Below are 19,518 nucleotides of genomic sequence, written 5' to 3'. Positions count from 1 at the left end.
GGCCCAACTCAGGTTGGCTCATTAAGAGTTGGGGTGATAGTGGCCCGTTGCTGTCCGTTGGGCGCGCCTCTAGAGTCTCGGCATCGGCCGTGGTCTGACGACGTTCGATACCCGCAGATTCTCGGTCACGCGAAACACGCCACCAGCAGCGGCTCACGGGACAGATCGGGGTACGCACATGCAGGAGCACATCGAGCAGGTCGGTACCAAACTCGTCTACTCCGACGACCGCGTCAGGGTGTGGGTCCTGGAGCTGGACCCGGGGGAGGAGACGATCATCCACCAGCACCCCTGCGACTACGTCTACGTCGCCACCGAGAGCGGCCGGGCGGAGACCGTGCACAAGGACGGCACCGGCTACGTCGGGGAGGACAAGCTCGGCGACGCCGTCTACCACGAGGCCGGACAGCCGCACCTGCTGCGGAACATCGGGGACAGCCACTACTCGAACATCATCGTCGAGTTGCTGGCCACCACCAGGTGAGGCTGCCCCATGTCGGCTGTCGCGGCGTACGAGGCGCTCGTCGAGGCGGGTGTGGAGATCGTCTACGCGGTGCCCGACTCGCTCCTGGCACCGCTGTGCCGGGAGGCGTCGGCACGGCGTGAGATCCGGTACGTGCAGGTCAACGACGAGGCCACGGCGGTCGGCCTGGCGGCCGGCGCCCGACTGGCCGGCGCCCGTCCGCTGGTCGTGATGGAGAACTCGGGGCTGCGCCGGGCCTGCGAGACCCTGGCCCGCCTGACCATGAGCCACCGGCTGCACACCGCGCTGCTGATCTCCCGGCGCGGAGCCTTCGGCGAACCGAACTGGTGGGGAATTCCGCACGAGGAGACGATGCACCGGCACACGGCGATGCTCTCCCTGGTGACCGCGGACGTCCATTCCTGCGCGGAGTTGGCGGAATGCCTCCGCAAGGCCTATGCCACGCTCGACACCGGGCAGCGGAGCGTGGCACTCGTGGCGAACGCCGGGATGACGGCGGAACTGAGGGGTGCGCCATAGAAACCGCCGAATTCCTCGAAGCCCTGTACGCCAGGCTCCCCGCGGACTCGGTGTCGGTCGCGCCGCTCGGTCGGACGAGCGAGGTGATGTACGCGCTCCGTCCCGCCGACACCCTCTTCACCGACACCATGGGCGACGTCACCGCGATCTCCCTGGGAATGGCCATGGCGGCGGCCCCGCTGTCCGTGGTCGGCATCGACACCGACGGCGGTTTCCTGATGAACCTGTCCGTACTCACCGCACTGGGCGACCAGTTGCCGAGGCTCGGCAACTACACACTGGCCGTCATCGACAACCACCTGTACGAGTCCGGCGGCGGGCTGCCCAGTCGTGGGACGGCCATGGACTGGAGCGCGCTCTTCGGCGCCGTCGGACTCAAGTCGGTCCTCGTCGAAGCGCCGCACCAGGTGCCGGAGGTGCTGCCGCTGTCCGGCACGGTGCTGATCGCCTCCGTGCACAACCCGGCACCCGCACCGGACGCGCTGAAGACGGTCGACGGCGTCGAGTCCTCGTACCAGGTGGAGCGGGTGCTGGCCGAACGCACCGGGCGAACGCCGAGGCGGCCCGCGCTCAAACCGTGACCCTACCCGTGGAGTTGGTGGATCATCCGGTGAAGTACCTCCTGCACAGCGACGACGCGGCCTGCTACGGCCTGGACCCCGCCGGCTCCCCGACCAGGGTCCTCATCTGCTCGACCGCGGCCTCGCGCACCCTCCTCACCGACCCGGCCGTCTCGGGCCACCGGTACCGTTCGCTGCTCGGCACCGCGGTGTCGACCGCGCTCGACCTGGTGGCGGAGGCCGATCCGGCGGTGGCCGGAGCCCTGGCGACCGAGGCGACGACGGTCGTCACCATCCTGCGCGGGGGCCTCAGTTTCGGCGTCGACAGCGCGCTGTCGCACCGCTTCGGCTCCCCCGAGGCGGTGAGCTTCGTCGGCACCGACCGGGGGGCCGCCCACCCGCTCGACATCTCGTACGAGCGCTGGGAGTTCGCCGGGCGGCAGCTGCTGGTGCTCGGGGACATCATCGGCACCGGGGCGACGGTGGAGAAGGTGCTCCGGGCCGCCCGGCAGGCGGCGCACGGCCGCGGCGCGGAGATCGCCGGCTACCTGGTGCTGACCGTCGGATCCCGGCAGGGCGTGCGGCGCCTGCGGGACTACTTCGCCGAACTGGCCCACCGGGGCGAGCGGTTCAGCGCCGTCATCGTGGCCCTGGAGGCACTGTTCGAGCTGCCCGACCGCACCCGGCTCGGGCAGTCCTTCCCCCAACTGCCCTTCGACTTCCTGCGGTCCCCCCGCTGGTCGACCCCGGACTTCGAACTGCACCGGCTGGGCCGCCGGGACAGCCTCTTCGAGAAGTGCGCCGTCTACGACGGCGGCGTGCGCGCCTTCACGCCCGGCGAGCACCGGCGGTTCCGGGCGGACTGGTGGACGGAGGTGCGACGGCGGGGGAGCGCCGCCGGACTCTCGCTGGCCGACCTGGGCCGGAGCACCGCCGGACTCGACCGGTACGCCCGCCCCCTGGACGACTGGCTGGAGGGGATCGGCTGGGCGGCGCCGGAGACCGTACGGCACCTCGGCGTCGACCACGCCGAACTCCACGCGCTGGGACGCCGGGCCCACGAGTACGCGGAGACGGCCTCCCTCGACGCCTACGCCGACGCGCGCCTGGCACCCGGGGAGCCGCCGCGCTGAGCACCGCCGACGGTCTTCAACCTCCCACCCCACCAGAAGACTTCGCCGGAGCCCCGGCGAGGCCGGCGGCGGAGTCCGCCGGACGGACCGAGAACGGAGACCACATGACGATCGCCGAGTGGCTACGGGACAACGTCACCACGGACAAGCGGGCCCTGGACTGGTACACCGAACCCGAGTGCGAGCCCCGCATCGTCCGCGCGTACCGGGAGCTGCTGAGCGGCTACGAGACCGACACCTCCAAGATCCTCAAGACGACCGTCCTGGTCGAGGGCGACCACCAGGGCGTCGTCCGGGTGCACGACATCAACTACTACTCGATCTGCGCCCACCACTTCCTGCCCTTCTACGGCAAGGTCGACATCACCTACGTCCCCGGGAACCGGATCCTGGGGCTCGGCAAGTTCCCGCGCCTGGTCCAGGCCTTCAGCAAGCGGTTCCAGATCCAGGAGCACCTGGTGAAGGACATCGCCGAGGAGATCATGGCCTCCGGCGGGGCCCGCGCCGTCCGCGTGGAGTCCAGCGGCCGGCACATGTGCATGTGCAGCCGCGGCCCGTCCGACCAGACCGTCATCACCGACACGACGTACGTGACCGGTGACGTCGAACTGCTGACGGCCTACGGCCCGCAGCACTGACGCGTCGTGTGATGGGAGGGTGCCGACTCCTCCTCCCCTCTCATCACACGACCGGCCGGTGCCGGCCCGCCCGTCAGCCCGTCCACTTCCCTGGAGAGCGAACCATGCGCAAGAACGGTGTCGCGCGCCGCGAGAGCACCGGGTCACCGTGGCCGGCCATCGTGACCACCTGGCTCTCCGGGGTCTTCGCCGCCTTCGGGCTGGGCGCGCTCTCCCCGCTCGGGTCCGAGATCCGAGGGGACCTGCACCTCTCCCTCGGCCAGTTCGCCTGGGCGACCTCCAGCATCACCGCGGTGAGCGCCGTCCTCGGCGTCCCCGCCGGGTGGTGGATCAGCCGGCTCGACGCCCGGAAGGCGCTGGCCGGCGGGCTCGTCCTCACCACCCTGTCCGTGGCGGCGACGGCCTTCGCGGGCAGCTGGTCGCCGCTGCTGGCGGCGCGCACCGCGCAGGGCTTCGGCTACCTCCTGGTCTTCGTGGGCGGGCCGATCATGCTGACCCGGCTGGCCGAGGGGCGGGCGCAGGCCACGGCGCTGGCGCTGTGGGGCACCTGCGTCCCCACCGGGCTCGCCCTGGCCACCGCCCTGGGGGGAGCGGTCAGCGGCGCGATCGGCTGGCGCGGCTGGATGGGCGCGACCGCGCTCCTCCCGCTCGTGCTGGCGGTCGCGGTCGGCGCCACCCGCCCCGCCGCCGCCCGCGCGCCGACGGCGGACCCGGCCGCCGGGGACACCGGAGCGCCGCCCCCGCGGACCGGCTGGATCCCCCCGGTGCTCTTCGCGCTGAGCTTCGCCTGCGTCTGCCTGGCCGGGGTCGCGATCGTCGTGCTGCTGCCCACGTTCCTGACGGAGGAACGCGGCGCGTCCACGGCCACCGCCGGCGTCGTCGCCGCGGTGGTCTCCCTCGGCAGCGTGCTCGGCAGCGCGCTCAGCGGGCTGCTGCTGCGCCGGGGCGTCGGGCTGCTCGCGATGACTCCGGTGCTGGCCCTGCTGCCCGTCTCGGCGCTCCTGGTCTTCGCGCCGCGCCTCCCCGTGGTGGCCGTGATGGTCCTGGCCTGCGTCGGCCTGGTGGTCGACGGGGTGATGATCTCCGCGATGTTCGCGGCGGTGCCGCGGATCGCCGGCAGCCCCCGGCGCGCCGACGTCACCAACGGGCTGGTCGCCCAGCTCGGCAGCCTCGGCACGCTGGTCGGGCCGCCGGCCTTCAGCCTGGCCGTGGACGGTGCCGGATGGGCGGGCGCCGGGCTGGCCGCGCTGGTCTTCACGGTGGTCGGCGTCGCGCTGCTCCTGGCGGTCTCCCTGCCCGCGCCGCGCGGTCCCGCCCGACCCCGGTCACGCGGCGGGCAGGCGGAGGCGGCGGGGGACCGGGCGGCAGTACCGTACGGAGGACCCGGCGGAAGGGATCTCACGTCATGACGTCCGGAACGCGTGCGGGCCGCGGGCCCCGCGTCGTCCTCTTCGACCTGGACGACACCCTGGTGGTGACCGCGGAGGTCAAGTGGGCGCACCACAAGGCGGTCGCCCGGCGGTTCTACGGGATCGACCTGACGGACGCCGAGCTGGCGCTGCACTGGGGCAAGCCCTTCGACGCGATGATCCGCGCCCTCTACCGCGACAGCGACACCCTGGAGCGGATGCGCGAGGCGAACCTCTCACTGGAGGAGGAGTTCCTCAAACGGCCCCTCCCCGGTGCCGTCGAGGTCGTCCACGAGCTCTGGCGCCGGAGCGTCGGCGTCGGCGTCGTCACGTCCACCAACCGCCTCTCGGCCCTGCGGGACGTCGAACGGATCGGCGTGCGGACGGACCGGCTCGTCCTGCTCCAGGGAGCGGACGACAGCCCCCACCACAAGCCGGACCCCCGGGTGTTCGACGCCGCGCTGGCGACGCTGAGCGGAAGGGGGGTCGGCGTGGACGACGTCTGGTACGTGGGCGACGCCCTCATCGACCTCGCGGCGGCCACCGGGGCCGGGCTGCGCTTCGTCGGCGTCGCCACCGGCTTCCACACGCGCGAGGACTTCGAACGGGCCGGTGCCGAGTACGTCCTCGACGACGTACGGCAGTTGCCCGACCTGCTGCCCTGACCGGGGCGGCGCACCCCGTCCACCGGCGTCCGTGGGCGTCCGTGGGCGTCCACCGGCGCGGAAGGCCAGGATGAACATCGAGACGCTACGCCCGGCCCCGGACACCTACGCGGAGTACTGCGTGCTCTGCCGGGGCGGCCCCGTCACCTGGACCACGGCCGGGGGCAGGCGGGAGGTCCGCTGCGGCAACTGCGGTGGGCGCAGCGCCCGGGCCATCGTCATCGACCCCGGCCTCTCCTGGTGGTCCGCCGAGGACGGCGAGTACTGGCACGAGACCGCGGCGGTCTTCGTCCGCGATCCGGCGGACAGGTTCCTGCTCTTCCAACGCGTCGCGTTCCCCTACGCGTTGACGGTCCCGGCCGGCCATGTGGACCGGGACGAGGACCCGGCCGACGCCGCGGCCCGCGAACTGCGCGAGGAGGTCGGCCTGACCGCCGGCGACCGGCTCCGGTTCGTCGCCACGTTCCCGATCCCGGGCGACTCCTGCCGGCGCGGATCCGACGCGCACGTCTGGCACGTGTACCTGCTGACGGTGCCGGATGGGGGCCGCGTCACCGTCAACGAGGAGGGCGAGGCGCCCCGTTGGCTCACGCTGGACGAAGCGCTGGCGGCCGACCTGACCCACGCCGTGCGGCAGGTCGTCACCACCTGTACGGAGCAACTGCTGGACGGCTGACGGCCGGTGGGGGCGGTATCCTCGGGGACCGGTCGGAGCAACCGGTCGGAGCAACAGGAGGACTGGTCCATGGCGGCGCTCATCGACAAGGTGGCGTGGATCCACCTGGAGAACGGCCTGGTGCTGAGCACGCGTTCCCACGGCAAGGACGCCTACTACCTGCCCGGGGGGAAGCGGGAGCCGGGGGAGAGCGACCTCGACACGCTGTGCCGGGAGATCGAGGAGGAGCTGTCCGTCGCCGTCGTACGGGACTCGGCCGCCCTGCTGGGCGTCTTCGAGGCCCAGGCCCACGGGCACGGCGAGGGCGTGGTCGTCCGCATGACCTGCTACACCGCCGCGTACGAGGGGGTGCTCGCGCCGGCCAGTGAGATCGCCGAGCTGGTGTGGCTCACCCACGCCGACCGGCACCGGACGTCCCCCGTGGACCGGATCATCTTCGACCGGCTGCGGGCCGACGGGCTGCTGCGCTGACCTACGTCGTTCCCAACGCCTCCTCCAGGAGGCTGAGTTGGTCGCCCAGCGCGTCCCCCAGCCCGTCCAGCGGGGCGAGCAGGGAGCGGTCCCCCACCAGGCCCAGGTTCAACCGGCCGCCCGCCGAGCGGGCCGCGATGAACAGGCCGACCCCGTGGCAGACGCTGCCCAGCGGGTGGACCGTCTCCAACGGGCAGCCGGCGAAGTACATCCGCTGCGAGGAGCCGGGGATGTTCGACACCACGACGTTGTACGGGGGGCGGGTCGCGCCACCCAGGCCCAGCACGTTCTGCGCGACGAACGGCCAGGTGAACAGGGCCCCGTAGAGCCCGGTGGAGTCCTTCGGCAGCTCGCCCAGCTCCCGTTTGGCCAGCGCGCTGGACCGGGCCACGGCGCGCAGCCGCTCCAGCGGGTCGGCCACGTCGGTGCCGAGGCTCATGACCGTCATGGCGAAGGAGTTGGCGGTGGACGCGTCGCCCGCCTCCCTCGTCGAGACGGGGGTGCCCGCGGTCAGGGACCGCGCCGGAAGCGCCCCGGCCGCGGCCAGGCACTGCCGGAGGGCGCCCCCGCACACCGCCAGCAGGACGTCGTTGACGGTCGTGCCGGCGTCCTTCGCCACCGCCCGGAACCGGTCGAACTCGTAGCTGCGGGTGATCACTTGGCGCTGCCGCCCGACGGCGGCGTTGAGCGGGGAGCGCGGGACCAGGAACGGCACCGCGCGGGTGCGGTCGGCCCTGGCCCGCACGCCCCGCGCCATGGTCCTGGCGGCCCGGCCGAGGCCCAGCGCGGTGGCCGCGAGCCCGCGGGCCGTCGGTCCGGCTGCCCCGGTGCTGTGGTCGGCGGGGGCGGCGATGCTCCACAGCGGGCGCAGCCCCTCGTCCCGCGGATCGGTGCTCAGCATGCGCCGCAGGCGCTGTTGGACGCCGAGCCCGTCCGTGAGCGCGTGGTGCACCTTGACGTACAGGGCGAACCGGCCGTCCGCCAGGCCCTCGATCAGATGGCACTCCCACAGCGGCCGCGTGGTGTCGAGCGGCCGGGAGTGCAACCGGGAGACCAGGTCGGTCAGTTCGCGCTCGCCGCCGGGCGCGGGCAGCGCGGAGCGGCGCAGGTGGTACGACCGGTCGACGTCCTGCCCGGCGAGCTCCTCCCAGGTGCCGTCGAAGGCCCCCCAGCGTGCGTGGCGCGGCCGGAAGGTGAAGGGGGCCGCGACGGGCGCGGCGACGAGCCGCTCGAACAGGCGCTGCACGTACGGCCCGGGCTCGGCACCGGCGGGCGGCCCGAAGGTGGCCAGGAGCGCCACGTGCTGGGGAGTGGTGGCGGACTCCAAGGCGAGAAAGACCCGGTCGGGCATCCTGATCCTGGCCACAGCACCCCTCCTGTCCGCGTCCGGTCACCAGTCTGGGTCCGGCGGCACCGCCGGACAAGAGCGCACCGCCGGACAAGAGCGCACCGTCGGACAGGGACGCGCCGCCGACGACCCGACGCTCCGGGAACGCACCAGTCTCCGCGCCCGGCCCCGCCGCTGTCAGTCCGTATGGTTCCGGATTCCGCGCCCCCCGGCGGGTGGCTACCGTCCGAACCGTCCGAACGACGGACATCCGGCGGTCGCGGACCGGCCGCCGGCACGCACCCTCAGGAGGTCACGGTGACCGAGAACCACCCCACCCGCAGGAGCATCCTCAAGTCCGCCGGCGGGCTCGGCGCCGCGCTGGCGCTCGGCGGCGCGAGCGTCCTCGCGACGGCCTCGACCGCCCACGCCGCCGACGACGGCTTCGGCCTGCACATCACCGACCGCGGCGAGGCCGACGCCCGGATGTGGTACTACCGCTTCCACACCGCCGAGATCGGCTGGGACCCGGCCGTCAACGTGCTGCTCCCCGACGACTACCACACCAGCGGGCGCACCTATCCCGTCCTCTACCTCCTGCACGGCGGCCTCCAGGACTTCATCGAGTTCGACCGCCAGGGCGTCCGCGACTGGACCATCGGCAAGCCCCTGATCGTGGTGATGCCCGACGGCGGGCAGGCCGGCTGGTACTCCAACCCGGTCAGCACCAACGTCGGCCCCCGCAACTGGGAGTCCTTCCACATCAACCAGCTGATTCCGTGGGTCGACGCCAACTTCCGCACCTTCGCCGAGCCCGAGGGCCGCGCCGTCTCCGGCTTCTCCATGGGTGGCTTCGGCGCGCTGAAGTACGCCGCCAAGTACTGGGGCCACTTCGCCTCGGTCAGCGCCCACTCCGGCCCGGCCAGCCTGCGCCGCGACAACGGCGCGGTCGTCCACTGGGCCAACGTCTCCGCCGCCGTCAAGGACCTGGCCGGCGGCACCATCTACGGCGCGCCGCTGTGGGACCAGGCCAGGGTGACCGCCGACAACCCGGTCGAGCGCCTGGAGAGCTACCGCAACAAGCGGATCTTCCTGGTCGCCGGCACCAGCCCCGACCCGACCAACCCCTTCGACACCTTCAACGAGACCGCGGTGCTGGCCGGGCAGCGGGAGTTCCGCGCCCTGCTCGACGGCGCCGGCATCCCGTACGAGGCCCACGAGGAGTCGGGCGGCCACTTCATCCGGCCCGACATGATGCGGCGCGACATCGACGGCATCATCGGCCGCCTCCGCAAGGCGTGAGGGGGCCGCACCGATGATCTCCCGCACCTCGCGGCGGGCCCTGGCCGTGGTGGCCCTGCTGCTGCCGGTCGCCGTCCCGGCCGCTCCCGCTGTCGCCGTTCCCGCCGCTACCGCTGCTCCCGCTGTTGCCGCCCGGTTCGCGGCGGCCTGCCCGACCGACGGCGCCATCACCCAGCACTACACCGCGGAGCACAACGGCATCGACATCGCCAACAACCGCGGCACCCCGATCTACGCGGTCGGCGACGGCAAGGTCGTCATCTCCGGCCCGGTGTCCGACTACGGCCAGTGGATCCGCATCCTGCACCCGGACGGGACCATCACCGAGTACGGGCACATGCAGCGGCGGGACGTGTTCGAGGGCGACGACGTGAGGGCCGGCCAGCAGATCGCGCTGATGGGCAGCGAGGGCAACTCCACGGGCCCGCACCTGCACCTGCGGGTCTGGGCCGACCCGAACGCGTCCCAGCGCACCGACCCGGAGCCGTACCTCACGGAGCGCGGCGTCACCGTGCCCTGCGTCCCCGGGAGCGGTCCCCGGCCCGCGCCGCTGGTGTATCCGGCGGAGTCCGGCCGGGTGGTCTCGGCCCGGTCCGCGGACGGGCGCCTGGAGGTCTTCGCCGCCGGGGCGAGCGGTGTCTCGCACGCCTGGCAGACCGTGGTCAACGGCGCCTGGTCGGAGTGGGAGGGCCTCGGCGGCCCGGGCGGCGCCGAACTCGCCATCGGTCCGAACGCGGACGGTCGGCTGGAGGTGTTCGCCCTCAACGGCACCACCCTCCAGCACCGTTACCAGCTCCAACCGTCCGGCGCCTGGTCCGGCTGGGAGGACTTCGGCGGCGGCGGCCACGACCTCGCCGTCGGCTCCAACCAGGACGGGCGGCTCGAAGTCTTCGCCTCGGGACCGGCCGCCGTCTTCCACCGCTACCAGACCGCGCCCAACGGCGGATGGTCCGGTTGGGAGGGCACCGGCGGAGGCCCGGCCAACAGTGAGATCGAGCTCGGCAAGGCCCCCGACGGCCGCCTCGAGGTCTTCGCCCTCAACGGCGACACCTTCCAGCACCAGTGGCAGACGGACGTCAACGGCGGCTGGTCCGCCTGGGACGCGACCTTCGGCGGCGGGGGACACGACCTCACCGTCAGCCACAACCGGGACGGCCGCCTGGAGGTCTTCGCCTCGGGGCCGGTCGGCGTCTACCACAAGTACCAGACGAACCCCACCAGTTGGTCCGGCTGGGAAGCCACCGGCGGCCCCGCCGACTCCCGGCTCACCAGCGAACTGACCGCGGACGGCCGGGTCGAGGCCTTCGCCATCAACGGCACCACGGCGCAGCACATCTGGCAGACCGGCCTGAACGCCCCGTACGGCCAGTGGGAGACCTTCGGCACCGGCGGCACCGAGATCGGCGCCGCCGCCAACGCCGACGGCCGGATCGAGGTGTTCGGCGCCAACACCGACGGCGTGCACCACCGTTGGCAGACCGGCTTCTCCACCTGGTCCGAGTGGGCCTGGCTGAACACCACTCCCGGGCCCGCCGCCAGTCGAGGAGCCACCCCGTGACCGGACCGCAGCACGCCCGCCGGGCGCCCCACCGCGCCCTGCTGTCCGCGATCGCCGCCCTGGGCGTCACGGCGGGCCTGACGGTCGCCGCCCCCTTGGCTCCGGCCGCCACCGGCAGCGACCTGTGCGCCGAGGTCGCCTACCAGGCGGGCTTCCGGGGCGAGGCCCTGGTGACCGCGATCGCCGTCGGCCTCGCCGAGTCCAGCTGCAACCCGCTGGCCTCCAACCGCCAGGGCAACCAGCCGGACTACTCCATCGACCGCGGCCTGTGGGAGATCAACGACCACTGGCACAAGGAGGTCTCCGACGCCTGCGCCTACGACGCCCAGTGCAACGCCGACGCGGCCTACCGGATCTCCAACGGCGGCCTCGACTGGCACCAGTGGTCGACCTACAGCGCGCGCGCCCACGTGCGGCACCTGGAGGAGGCCCAGGCCGCCGTCGACCGGCTCGGCCACCACGAGCCCGGCCCCGCACCGCTGGAGTACCCGGCGGAGTCCGGCCGGGTGGTCTCGGCCCGGTCCGCCGACGGACGCCTCGAAGTCTTCGCGGCCGGGAAGAACGGTGTCTCGCACGCCTGGCAGACCGCGATCAACGGCGGCTGGTCGGAGTGGGAGGACCTCGGCGGCCCGGCCGGCGCCGAACTCGCCATCGGTCTGAACGCGGACGGCCGGCTGGAGGTGTTCGCCCTCAACGGCGTTACCCTCCAGCACCGTTACCAGCTCCAGTCGTCGGGCGCCTGGTCCGGTTGGGAGGACTTCGGCACCGGTGGCCACGACCTCGCCGTCGGCGCCAACCAGGACGGGCGGCTCGAAGTCTTCGCCTCGGGGCCGGTCGGCGTCTTCCACCGGTACCAGACCGCGCCCAACAGCGGCTGGTCCGGCTGGGAGGGCACCGGCGGCGGCCCCGCCGACAGCGAGATCGAACTCGGCAAGGCCCCCGACGGGCGGCTGGAGGTCTTCGCCCTCAACGGCAGCGTCTTCCAGCACCAGTGGCAGACCGCCGTCAACGGCGGCTGGTCCGCCTGGGACTCCACCTTCGGCACCGGCGGCCACGACCTCACCGTCAGCCACAACCAGGACGGCCGGCTCGAGGTCTTCGCCTCCGGCCCGGCCGGCGTCTACCACAAGTACCAGACGGACCCGACCAGTTGGTCCGGCTGGGAGGCCACCGGCGGTCCCGCCGACGCGCAGCTGACCAGCGGGCGTTCGCCGGACGGCCGGGTGGAGGTGTTCGCCATCAACGGCAGTACGGCGCAGCACATCTGGCAGACCGGCCTGAACGCCCCGTACGGCCAGTGGGACACCTTCGGCACCGGCGGCACCGAGATCGGCTCGGCGAACAACGCCGACGGCCGGATCGAGGTCTTCGGCGCCAACACCGACGGCGTCCACCACAAGTGGCAGACCGGCTTCTCCACCTGGTCCGAGTGGGCCTGGCTGAACACCACCCACGGACCCGCCGCCGGCTGACCACGCCCGGACCCGCCGCCGACTGGCCACACCCGGACCCGCCGCCGGCTGACGACGCCGGAAACCCCGCCGGAAACCCTCTGGAGCGCAGCGATGCACCCGATCAGCAGGCGCGGCCTGCTGCGGGCGGCCGGAGCGGGAGCCCTCGTGCTCCCGCTCGCGGGCCGTACCGCCCCGGCGGCCTCCGCCGCCCCGACCGGCGCCTCCGTCGGCGCCGTCTGGGTCGGCGCCGGCCCGTTCGACCACGTCTACGACCCGTCCACCGCGCGCCGCCGCTACCTCAACGACCACACCCTGGTCCAGGCCGACGGGCGCTGGCACCTGTTCAGCATCGTCGGCGACAGCGCGCCGCCCGGGCAGGCGCCCGACAGCGCGGCCGAGGTCTCGCTCGCGCACGCCTCGGCGCCCTCCCCGTCCGGCCCGTGGCGGAGCCACCCGGACGCGCTGACCGTCGACGCCTCGTACTTCGGCGAGGAGCACCTGTGGGCCCCGCACGTCGTCGAGTCGGGCGGCGTGCACTGGATGTTCTACGCGGCGGGCGGACGCGCCGGGGCGGCGGTCAACGCCGCCACCTCCACCGACCTGTCCACCTGGACGAGGCTGCCGTCCGGTCTGCTGTTCCGCGGGACCGCCGCCCGCGACCCGATGGTGCTGCGGATCGGCGCCGAGTGGGTGATGTACTACACCGAGCTGTCCGGCCCCGGCGGCCGCCACCAGGTCTGCTACCGGCGCTCCGCCGACCTGCTGACCTGGGGCGAGCCCGGCGTGGCCTTCGCCGACGCGGCCACCGCCGCGGACGGCGTCTCGGTCACCGAGTCGCCCTTCGTGGTGGCCCGGGACGGCTGGTACCACCTGTTCATCGGACCGCGCAACGGGTACGAGGGCACCGACGTCCTCGCCTCCCAGGACCCGTTCCGCTTCTCTCTCGACGGCTACGCCGGCCATGTGCCCGGCCACGCGGTGGAGGTGGTCACCGACGGGCGGCAGTGGTGGGCCAGCGCCGCCGGCTGGTTCCGGCGCGGCCTCTACCTGGCCCCGCTGGACTGGCGGTCCACCCCGCCGCCCTGGCAGAGCCCGGACAACCCCGTCGCCGCCCCGGACGTCCACGGCCGACTGACCGTGTTCGCCCTCGACGCCGCCGACCGGTCGGTGCTGCGCCGGGTCCAGACCGGCCCGGACACCGACACCTGGTCGGACTGGGAGGTGTTCGGGACACCCGCCGGCGCGGTGCCCGTCCTGGGCCGCAACGCCGACGGCCGGCTGGAGGTGTTCTCCCTCGCCCCCGACGGCGCCGCCCTGCACCACCGCGTCCAGCGGGGCGACGGCGACTGGTCGGACTGGGAGGTCTTCGGCGGCCCGGCCGGCGCCGCCCCCGCCGTCGCCCGGAACGCCGACGACCGGCTGGAGGTCTTCGCGCTCGCCCCCGGCGGCGCCCTGATCGCCCGCCGCCGCCAGTCCTCGCCCGGCTCGACCGGCTGGGACGACTGGGACCCGGGCTTCGGCGGCCCGGCGGGCGCGCCGCCGGCCGTCGCCGCCAACGCCGACGGCCGGCTGGAGGTGTTCGCGCTCGCGCCCGGCGGCGCCGCGCTGCTGCACCGCTGGCAGACCTCGCCCGGCGGCACCTGGTCCGCCTGGGAGCGCTTCGGGACGCCCGCCGGGGCCGCGCCCAGGGTGGCCCGCGACGGCACCGGGCGGCTGAACGTCACCGCGATCGCCCCGTCCGGCACGGCCGCCTTCCACCGCCGCCAGTCGGTGCCCAGCGGGGGCTGGGACGCCTGGCAGCCGCTGCTCGGCTGGTCCACCGCCGCGCCGCCGGTGATCGCCGGCTCGGACGGCCGGCTGGAGGCCTTCACCCTCTCCCCGGGCGGCGAACGCCTCGCCCACCGCTGGCAGTCGGCGCCCGCCGGAGCCTGGGCACCGACGGACGTGCTCGGCGAGGACTTCGGCGAGCCCGGCCTGGTGCTCGCGGCGCCGCCCTCGGCCGCGGCCGACTCCACCGGGCGGCTGCACGTCTTCGCGGTGGCCGAGGACGGCCGGGTCCGCACCCGCGTCCAGGACCGGCCCGGTGGCGGCTGGCGGCCGTGGGCCGCCTTCGGCGACCGGCCGGTGGCGCCGCTGCGGTCGGGGGCGCCGATGGGTGCGGTGGCACCCGTGCGTTCGGGGGCGCCGATGCGCTGACCGAACGCCTGTACCCTCCGCTCCCGCTTTGTCAAGTAGCCTGCGGCATCCGGTTTATTGTCGTACGCGAAGAGGTACCGTTCGTCCGTCCGGCAAGAGCCGGCGCGCGAAACGGGGGAGCGGTGCGCGGGACGGAGGAACGGTGAGCGGGATTGTCGTCCACCTGCCGGAGGGGAACGGCGACGACACGGTGACCTTACGGCTCGGTCCGGGAGAACGGGCCCGCTTCGGCCGGGGCTCCGCCCGCATCCCCGTGGAGCTGCGCCTCGGCGACGAGACGGTCTCCCGACTGGCCGGTGAGATCCACGCGACCGACGACCACTGGCAGTTGAGCAACCTCAGCAACACCCACGCCTACCTGGTGGAGAACCCGGAGGGCGCCGGCGAGTACCTGCGGGTGCCGCCACGGCGGATCGGCGCGCCGATCCCCTTCGAGTTCTCCCGGGTGGTGCTGCCCTCCCGGCGGGAAACCCCGCTCTCCTTCCAGGTGTTCGCGCCCGACCACGTCTACCTGGACCCGGACGCCCACGGCGGCTCCCGGGAGAGCCGCACCATGACGGCGTACTCGCTGGACGAGACCGCCACCTACTTCCTGGTCCTGGTCGCACTCTGCGAACCGTGGCTGCGCGACCGCTCCCCGGCCGCCGTCCCCACCACCCCGCAGGTGGTCGCCCGGCTGCACGGCCACCCTGCCTGCGCCCGGCTCACCGCCCGCGCCGTCAGCTCGCACCTCGACTACCTCGCCGACGAGAAGCTCCGCATCGACCTGCCCGACGGCGACCGCGCGGACCGCCGCAGCGGCAAACGCGAGGCCGTGGTGGGGCTCGCCCTGAAGTTCGGCATCGTCCGCGAGGAACACCTTGCGCTCCTGCCGGCCCCCGAACCCGCCCGCACCGGACGGTAGGGAGGGGCGGAGATGCCGCAAGACCCGGCCCTTCCCGGGGAGGCCGTCCCGAGGGAGGGCGTCCCCAGCGAGGCCGTCCCCAGCGAGGCCGTCCCCAGGGAGGCCGTCCCCGAGCAGGACTTCCCCGGGGACGGCGAGGAACTGCTGCCGGCCGGCCACCGGGTCGGCGAGTGGACCGTCACCGGGCTGCTCGGCGAGGGCGGCTGGGCGACGGTCTACGCCGCCCGCCGGGCCGACGGCGGGGCCGGCCGCGCGGACGACGCGGACGGCACGGTCGCCCTCAAGGTGCTGCCGACCGCCGGACTCGCCCCCCGCCAGGCCCGTCAGGTCGCCGAAGCCGCCCGCCGCGAAACCGAGTTGGGCCGCACCGCCCCGCACCCCCGACTGGTCCGGCTGCTCGACACCCTCGTCCTGGCCGCCCCCGACCAGCCCACCCTCGACGGCGCGATCGTCCTCGTCATGGAACGCGCCCGGTGCACCCTGCGCGACCTGCTCGCCCTCGGCGTCGACGAGGCCGAGGGCGCCCGGATCGTCACCGGCATCTGCGAAGGCCTCGCCCACCTGCACCGCTCCGGCTGGGTCCACACCGACCTCAAACCGGAGAACGTCCTCATCGGCGCCGACGGCGAGGTCCGCCTCTCCGACTTCGGCCTCGCCATCGAACTCACCGGCACCCACGGCCACTGCTCCCCGATGGGCACCCCCGACTACCTCCCGCCGGAACGCTGGACGGAACCACTCGGCGAACACGGCGTCAAAGTCCGCACCACAGCGGACATCTGGGCGCTCGGCATCGTCATCCACGAGGTCTTCGCCGCCGGCGGCCGCCCCTTCCCCGGCGTCACCCCCACCGCCCGCAGCGCCGCCGCCCAGCAGTACGCGGAAGGCCGCGCCGCCCTGCGACTGGCCGCCGCCGTCCCCCCGTTCTGGCGCGCCCTCGCCGCCGACTGCCTCGCCCCCACCCACGCCGCCCGCGCCCCGCACACGGCGGAGAGCCTGCTCGCGCGCATCCGCGCCGACCGGGGCCCGCGCCGCCCGCGCCGTCCGAGCACCGCATTGCTCGCCCTGGCCTCCTGCGCCACGGCCGCCGTCACCGCCACCGCCCTCTGGCCACACCCGGAACCGCCGCCCGGACAGCCCGCCCACGTCCGCGTCTTCAACGCCGAACGCGGCTGCCAGGACCGCACCGACCACGACCCCCAGTGCAGCCTCGGCCTCGCCGTCGACCCCCTGCGCCCCTACACCGCCGACAACGTCGGCCCCGTCCGCGTCTGGCACAACGACACCCTCGACGCCGACTGCCAACTCCCCACCGGCCTCCCCGCCATCAACGAGGAAGACCTCACCTCCACCCTCTGGTACCGCATCCGCCTCCCAGGCCACACCCCCGCCTGGCTCCCCGCCGTCCGCACCCGCGACCGCCCCGCCCTGCTCCGCTGCCCCTGACCGGACAGACCGAACGGCCCTGCGCGCCAACGGCCTTCCCGACCCCGGCCGCGTCGTCGCCACCGTCCTACGGCCGCGCCGCCGCCGACCAGGCCCGTCGCGACCGCGCCCGTCCCGTCCGCGCAGTGGGTGTGCGGACGGAACGGGCTGGACACGCCCTGGCGGCGGGCTGCCAGGTGATCAGGACGTACCCGTCACCGCCGGTGCTCACAGTGGTGCTCCCAGCGCCGCCGCCACCGGTGCCCGACTGGTCGTCCGGGCCGGGCAGCGGTGCGCCGCCGTTCTCGCCCCTGCCCCGCCGCTGCTGCCGCCGGTGCCGCCGCCACCGCCCCGGCCCGCGCCGCCGCTCTCGCCTCCGTCCCCGCCCCGGAGGATCCGGCGATCGCAGAACCGTTGTGAACGCGGACGAAGGTGTCCCCGCCATTGCGGGGCCTCGCGCCGACGGACCCCGCTGTCCCCGCGCCACCGGGTTCGGCCGGGCGCAGAGTGGCGCCCGCCGCACCGCCCCCACCACCTGCACCGCCACCGCCACTCCGACCTTCGGGGACGCCGCCCCGGCCGACGATGACCACGAGGCGCATGCCCGGGGTCACCGGCACGGCGGTGCAGGCCAGGGCCGCTCCGCCGCCCCCGCCCCCGCCACCGGCCCCTCCGGCGCCGCCGCCCGTGGCGCTACCGAGGAAGGTCCAGTTACCGCCTCCTCCTCCGCCCCCACCCCACCTCCGCCACCGGGCGCGCCCCCGCCCCCCGGGCCGAGCGCGTACAGGTTCAGCGAGGTGACGCCCTCGGGCACCTTGAAGAGGTAGATGTCGGCCTTGCCGTACGCCTGCTGGCCGTGGGGCTGGTCGGCCAGGGCGGGGAGCCCGCCGTCCTCGGGACGCGGGGTGGGCGGGAGCCGCCGCCGCGAGCTGGCAGCACAACGCCATGGGCACCCCGAGCAGCACGCCCGGCCGCCCGAGCGGAAGCACCCGGTGCGCACGGTGCGCACGGGAGCGCCGTACCGGAGGCACGACGGACGACGACGAAGCGGACCCACGGACGGGCCCGCACGATCCACGGAGTCTCATGCTCCCCTTGCGCCCGGACCTACGGGGCCGGTACCCGCCGATCGCCCCTGGCGGTGCATCAGAGGAGGCAGAGCGCGGGCGTGCGAACGAGGCCGCACGCCCGGGGTTTCCCAGGGGAGACGTGGAGCATGCCGCCCGGCACGGACGTCGTGTGCTCCGGGTCGGCCGGAGCCGCTGGCGCACACTCCCGTGTAACCCGTCGGTGGGCGGGCTGGAGGCCACTCTGTATCTTGGCAGCCCGCTACGGCGTTGCAACCGGCTCTACGGAACGCCCGGCATCCAGTTCCGGGCGCACCGGCCGATCGTGCCCGCCGTCAAGAGGCACGCCTGCCGGGACGGCGGCGCTGCCCGGGCCGGCGCTGCCGTGCACTGCTCCGGCCACCCCCCTCCGGACGCGGCTTCGGGGCACGGGCGAACCGAGCCCTCGACCGCTTCAACTCGGCCACCCGACGCGACGACCGCCGGGTACGGCGCGGGCGCCGTACGGATGGCTCCACCGTTGTACCGGGCGGCAGATCCGCCCGCCGCCTGGCGCGGCCCCTGATGAACTGAAGGGACCACTCCAACACGATGCTCAGGACTACTCCCGCGGCCTTGACCGTAGCTTCGTCCTGCCACAGTAACTCCATGAACTGCACTTCTATCCTCCAGTGATTCGACAAGCTGGAGGGGTGTAGATCACGCGGCCGGGCCGACACCCAGCTTGTGGGTGCCCACCCCGGAACGACCGGCCGCGTCGGCCCTCCCGGGAGCCCGGGGAACCAGAGGCACCCGGAGCCGGGCGACTCCACAGGCGATGGCCAGCGGCTCCGGCACACCTTCGGTCCCCGACCTCAGGACGCACGCGGCAGCTGGCGGAGGATCTATTCGGGCTTCCAGCCGCCGCCGGCGGGCGCACAGCGGGGTGAGGGGTTGCAGTCCCTGAACGCGCCGCTCGCGGTGCCAACCCGGACGCATCGCTGTGGATGGCGCTACGCGGGCAACCGCAGCGCCCGGCACGACGGCGGCCAGCAGCGCGTCGACGAGCACGAGAACGGATTCCGAGACGTTCACCTGGTCATCCCCCCACGGGACAGAGGCCTTGGCGACAAGCCGCGCGTAGTGCTGGGGTCTTCGCGCTCAAGGCAGCACCAGTATCGGTTGGTTGTTCATAGATCGGCCCGAGGCCCGCTGGCCGCTGGGCTTGGGTGCCGCATCCGACAGTTGATAAAGCCGCAGGTGAGAGGCTAAATATCGGATGATGAGTGTGGTTTGGGAGCAGTCCTGCCCGGGGCTGATGTCACCCGATCGTGGGACGCCTCTCTTGATAGGTGAGCCCCCGAGAAGCCGGTCGGTGCTTCGACTGAACGGTATGACTCGCTCTGATGAAATTAACCTGCAAACAGTTGGGGAGCGATGGCGCCCGGAGTGAACTTGCACCGCTCATGGGTAATTTCGTCGACCCTGAGCGTTGGTCACGGAGCTGTCGGGACTGGTTTGGACGAGCACGTTAGCCAGCGGCGGTGTCCGCCCGAGGACTTCACCGCCGCTGGCCTCTCGACCGAATCTATGACGCGCTCGTTGCAAGCCCTCGGGGGCTGATGAGAACGAACCTGGCCCGCGCCACGACGGCACCGAACTAGCGTCGGCCCGCCAAGGCTAGCGGTTTTTGTCGGACCTCACCAACGATCACCGCCCTCATCGGGAGAGCCCCGTGAGCCTGTTCACCT

Annotated in this window: 16 protein-coding genes; 15 read left to right on the top strand and 1 reads right to left on the bottom strand. The window is 73.7% G+C overall.

Translation table 11 applies throughout. The annotated features are described in order from the left end of the window. The first annotated feature begins 178 nt into the window (after positions 1 to 178). From ACFY4B_RS29565 to ACFY4B_RS29525, 9 genes are all read left to right on the top strand, one after another. Entirely contained in the window at positions 179 to 484 is a 306-nt protein-coding gene (locus ACFY4B_RS29565; RefSeq protein ID WP_375877040.1) for a hypothetical protein, read from the top strand. Between the two features lie 9 nt (positions 485 to 493). Continuing rightward, complete coding sequence (locus ACFY4B_RS29560; RefSeq protein ID WP_380739518.1) at positions 494 to 1,003, top strand: thiamine pyrophosphate-binding protein; 510 nt, start codon at positions 494 to 496, stop codon at positions 1,001 to 1,003. Positions 1,004 to 1,089: 86 nt separating this feature from the next. Then, positions 1,090 to 1,584 (top strand): thiamine pyrophosphate-dependent enzyme, encoded by a 495-nt coding sequence (locus tag ACFY4B_RS29555; protein WP_387972999.1) that lies wholly within the window; start codon positions 1,090 to 1,092, stop codon positions 1,582 to 1,584. A gap of 29 nt (positions 1,585 to 1,613) precedes the next feature. Next, the gene (locus ACFY4B_RS29550; protein ID WP_387972996.1) at positions 1,614 to 2,696 is read left to right on the top strand and encodes a phosphoribosyltransferase; all 1,083 of its coding nucleotides are present in this window, start codon (positions 1,614 to 1,616) and stop codon (positions 2,694 to 2,696) included. Positions 2,697 to 2,800: 104 nt separating this feature from the next. After that, entirely contained in the window at positions 2,801 to 3,334 is a 534-nt protein-coding gene (gene folE, locus ACFY4B_RS29545) for a GTP cyclohydrolase I (protein WP_049650735.1), read from the top strand. A 104-nt stretch (positions 3,335 to 3,438) separates the two neighbouring features. Then, the gene (locus ACFY4B_RS29540) at positions 3,439 to 4,743 is read left to right on the top strand and encodes an MFS transporter (RefSeq protein WP_387972993.1); all 1,305 of its coding nucleotides are present in this window, start codon (positions 3,439 to 3,441) and stop codon (positions 4,741 to 4,743) included. After that, complete coding sequence (locus ACFY4B_RS29535) at positions 4,740 to 5,408, top strand: HAD family hydrolase (RefSeq protein WP_387972990.1); 669 nt, start codon at positions 4,740 to 4,742, stop codon at positions 5,406 to 5,408. Before ACFY4B_RS29540 ends, ACFY4B_RS29535 begins: the two co-directional genes overlap by 4 nt. 70 nt (positions 5,409 to 5,478) lie before the next feature. Further along, complete coding sequence (locus tag ACFY4B_RS29530; RefSeq protein ID WP_387972987.1) at positions 5,479 to 6,084, top strand: NUDIX hydrolase; 606 nt, start codon at positions 5,479 to 5,481, stop codon at positions 6,082 to 6,084. A 69-nt stretch (positions 6,085 to 6,153) separates the two neighbouring features. Then, complete coding sequence (locus ACFY4B_RS29525) at positions 6,154 to 6,555, top strand: NUDIX domain-containing protein (RefSeq protein ID WP_387972984.1); 402 nt, start codon at positions 6,154 to 6,156, stop codon at positions 6,553 to 6,555. A gap of 1 nt (position 6,556) precedes the next feature. On the opposite strand, the gene ACFY4B_RS29520 is transcribed toward ACFY4B_RS29525, so the two are convergent. After that, positions 6,557 to 7,921 carry a wax ester/triacylglycerol synthase family O-acyltransferase gene (locus ACFY4B_RS29520; RefSeq protein ID WP_387972981.1) on the bottom strand — a complete coding sequence of 455 codons (1,365 nt, stop codon included), beginning with the start codon at positions 7,919 to 7,921 and terminating at the stop codon, positions 6,557 to 6,559. Between the two features lie 279 nt (positions 7,922 to 8,200). Here ACFY4B_RS29520 and ACFY4B_RS29515 point away from each other — a divergent pair, with 279 nt between their 5' ends. The 6 genes from ACFY4B_RS29515 to ACFY4B_RS29490 all read left to right on the top strand — a co-directional run bounded on the left by ACFY4B_RS29515 (position 8,201) and on the right by ACFY4B_RS29490 (position 16,742). Further along, positions 8,201 to 9,184: an alpha/beta hydrolase gene (locus ACFY4B_RS29515; RefSeq protein ID WP_387972979.1), complete on the top strand. Its 984-nt coding sequence runs from the start codon at positions 8,201 to 8,203 to the stop codon at positions 9,182 to 9,184. A 13-nt stretch (positions 9,185 to 9,197) separates the two neighbouring features. After that, positions 9,198 to 10,742: a peptidoglycan DD-metalloendopeptidase family protein gene (locus tag ACFY4B_RS29510; protein WP_387972976.1), complete on the top strand. Its 1,545-nt coding sequence runs from the start codon at positions 9,198 to 9,200 to the stop codon at positions 10,740 to 10,742. Further along, positions 10,739 to 12,214, top strand: coding sequence for a hypothetical protein (locus ACFY4B_RS29505; protein WP_387972973.1), 1,476 nt, complete (start codon positions 10,739 to 10,741; stop codon positions 12,212 to 12,214). The genes ACFY4B_RS29510 and ACFY4B_RS29505 overlap by 4 nt, the downstream gene beginning before the upstream one ends. A 93-nt stretch (positions 12,215 to 12,307) precedes the next feature. Next, entirely contained in the window at positions 12,308 to 14,392 is a 2,085-nt protein-coding gene (locus ACFY4B_RS29500; protein WP_387972970.1) for a glycosyl hydrolase family 32, read from the top strand. Positions 14,393 to 14,534: 142 nt separating this feature from the next. Beyond that, positions 14,535 to 15,296, top strand: a complete 762-nt coding sequence (locus ACFY4B_RS29495) for a serine/threonine protein kinase (protein WP_181970501.1) — start codon at positions 14,535 to 14,537, stop codon at positions 15,294 to 15,296. 12 nt (positions 15,297 to 15,308) lie between these two features. Further along, the gene (locus ACFY4B_RS29490) at positions 15,309 to 16,742 is read left to right on the top strand and encodes a serine/threonine-protein kinase (RefSeq protein WP_387972967.1); all 1,434 of its coding nucleotides are present in this window, start codon (positions 15,309 to 15,311) and stop codon (positions 16,740 to 16,742) included. The last annotated feature ends 2,776 nt before the right edge of the window (positions 16,743 to 19,518 follow it).

The sequence above is a fragment of the Kitasatospora sp. NPDC001261 genome (genome assembly GCF_042896795.1).
Lineage (GTDB): Bacteria > Actinomycetota > Actinomycetes > Streptomycetales > Streptomycetaceae > Kitasatospora.
Note: the sequence above shows the minus strand (reverse complement) of the source record. Positions and strands in the feature narration are given on the sequence as shown.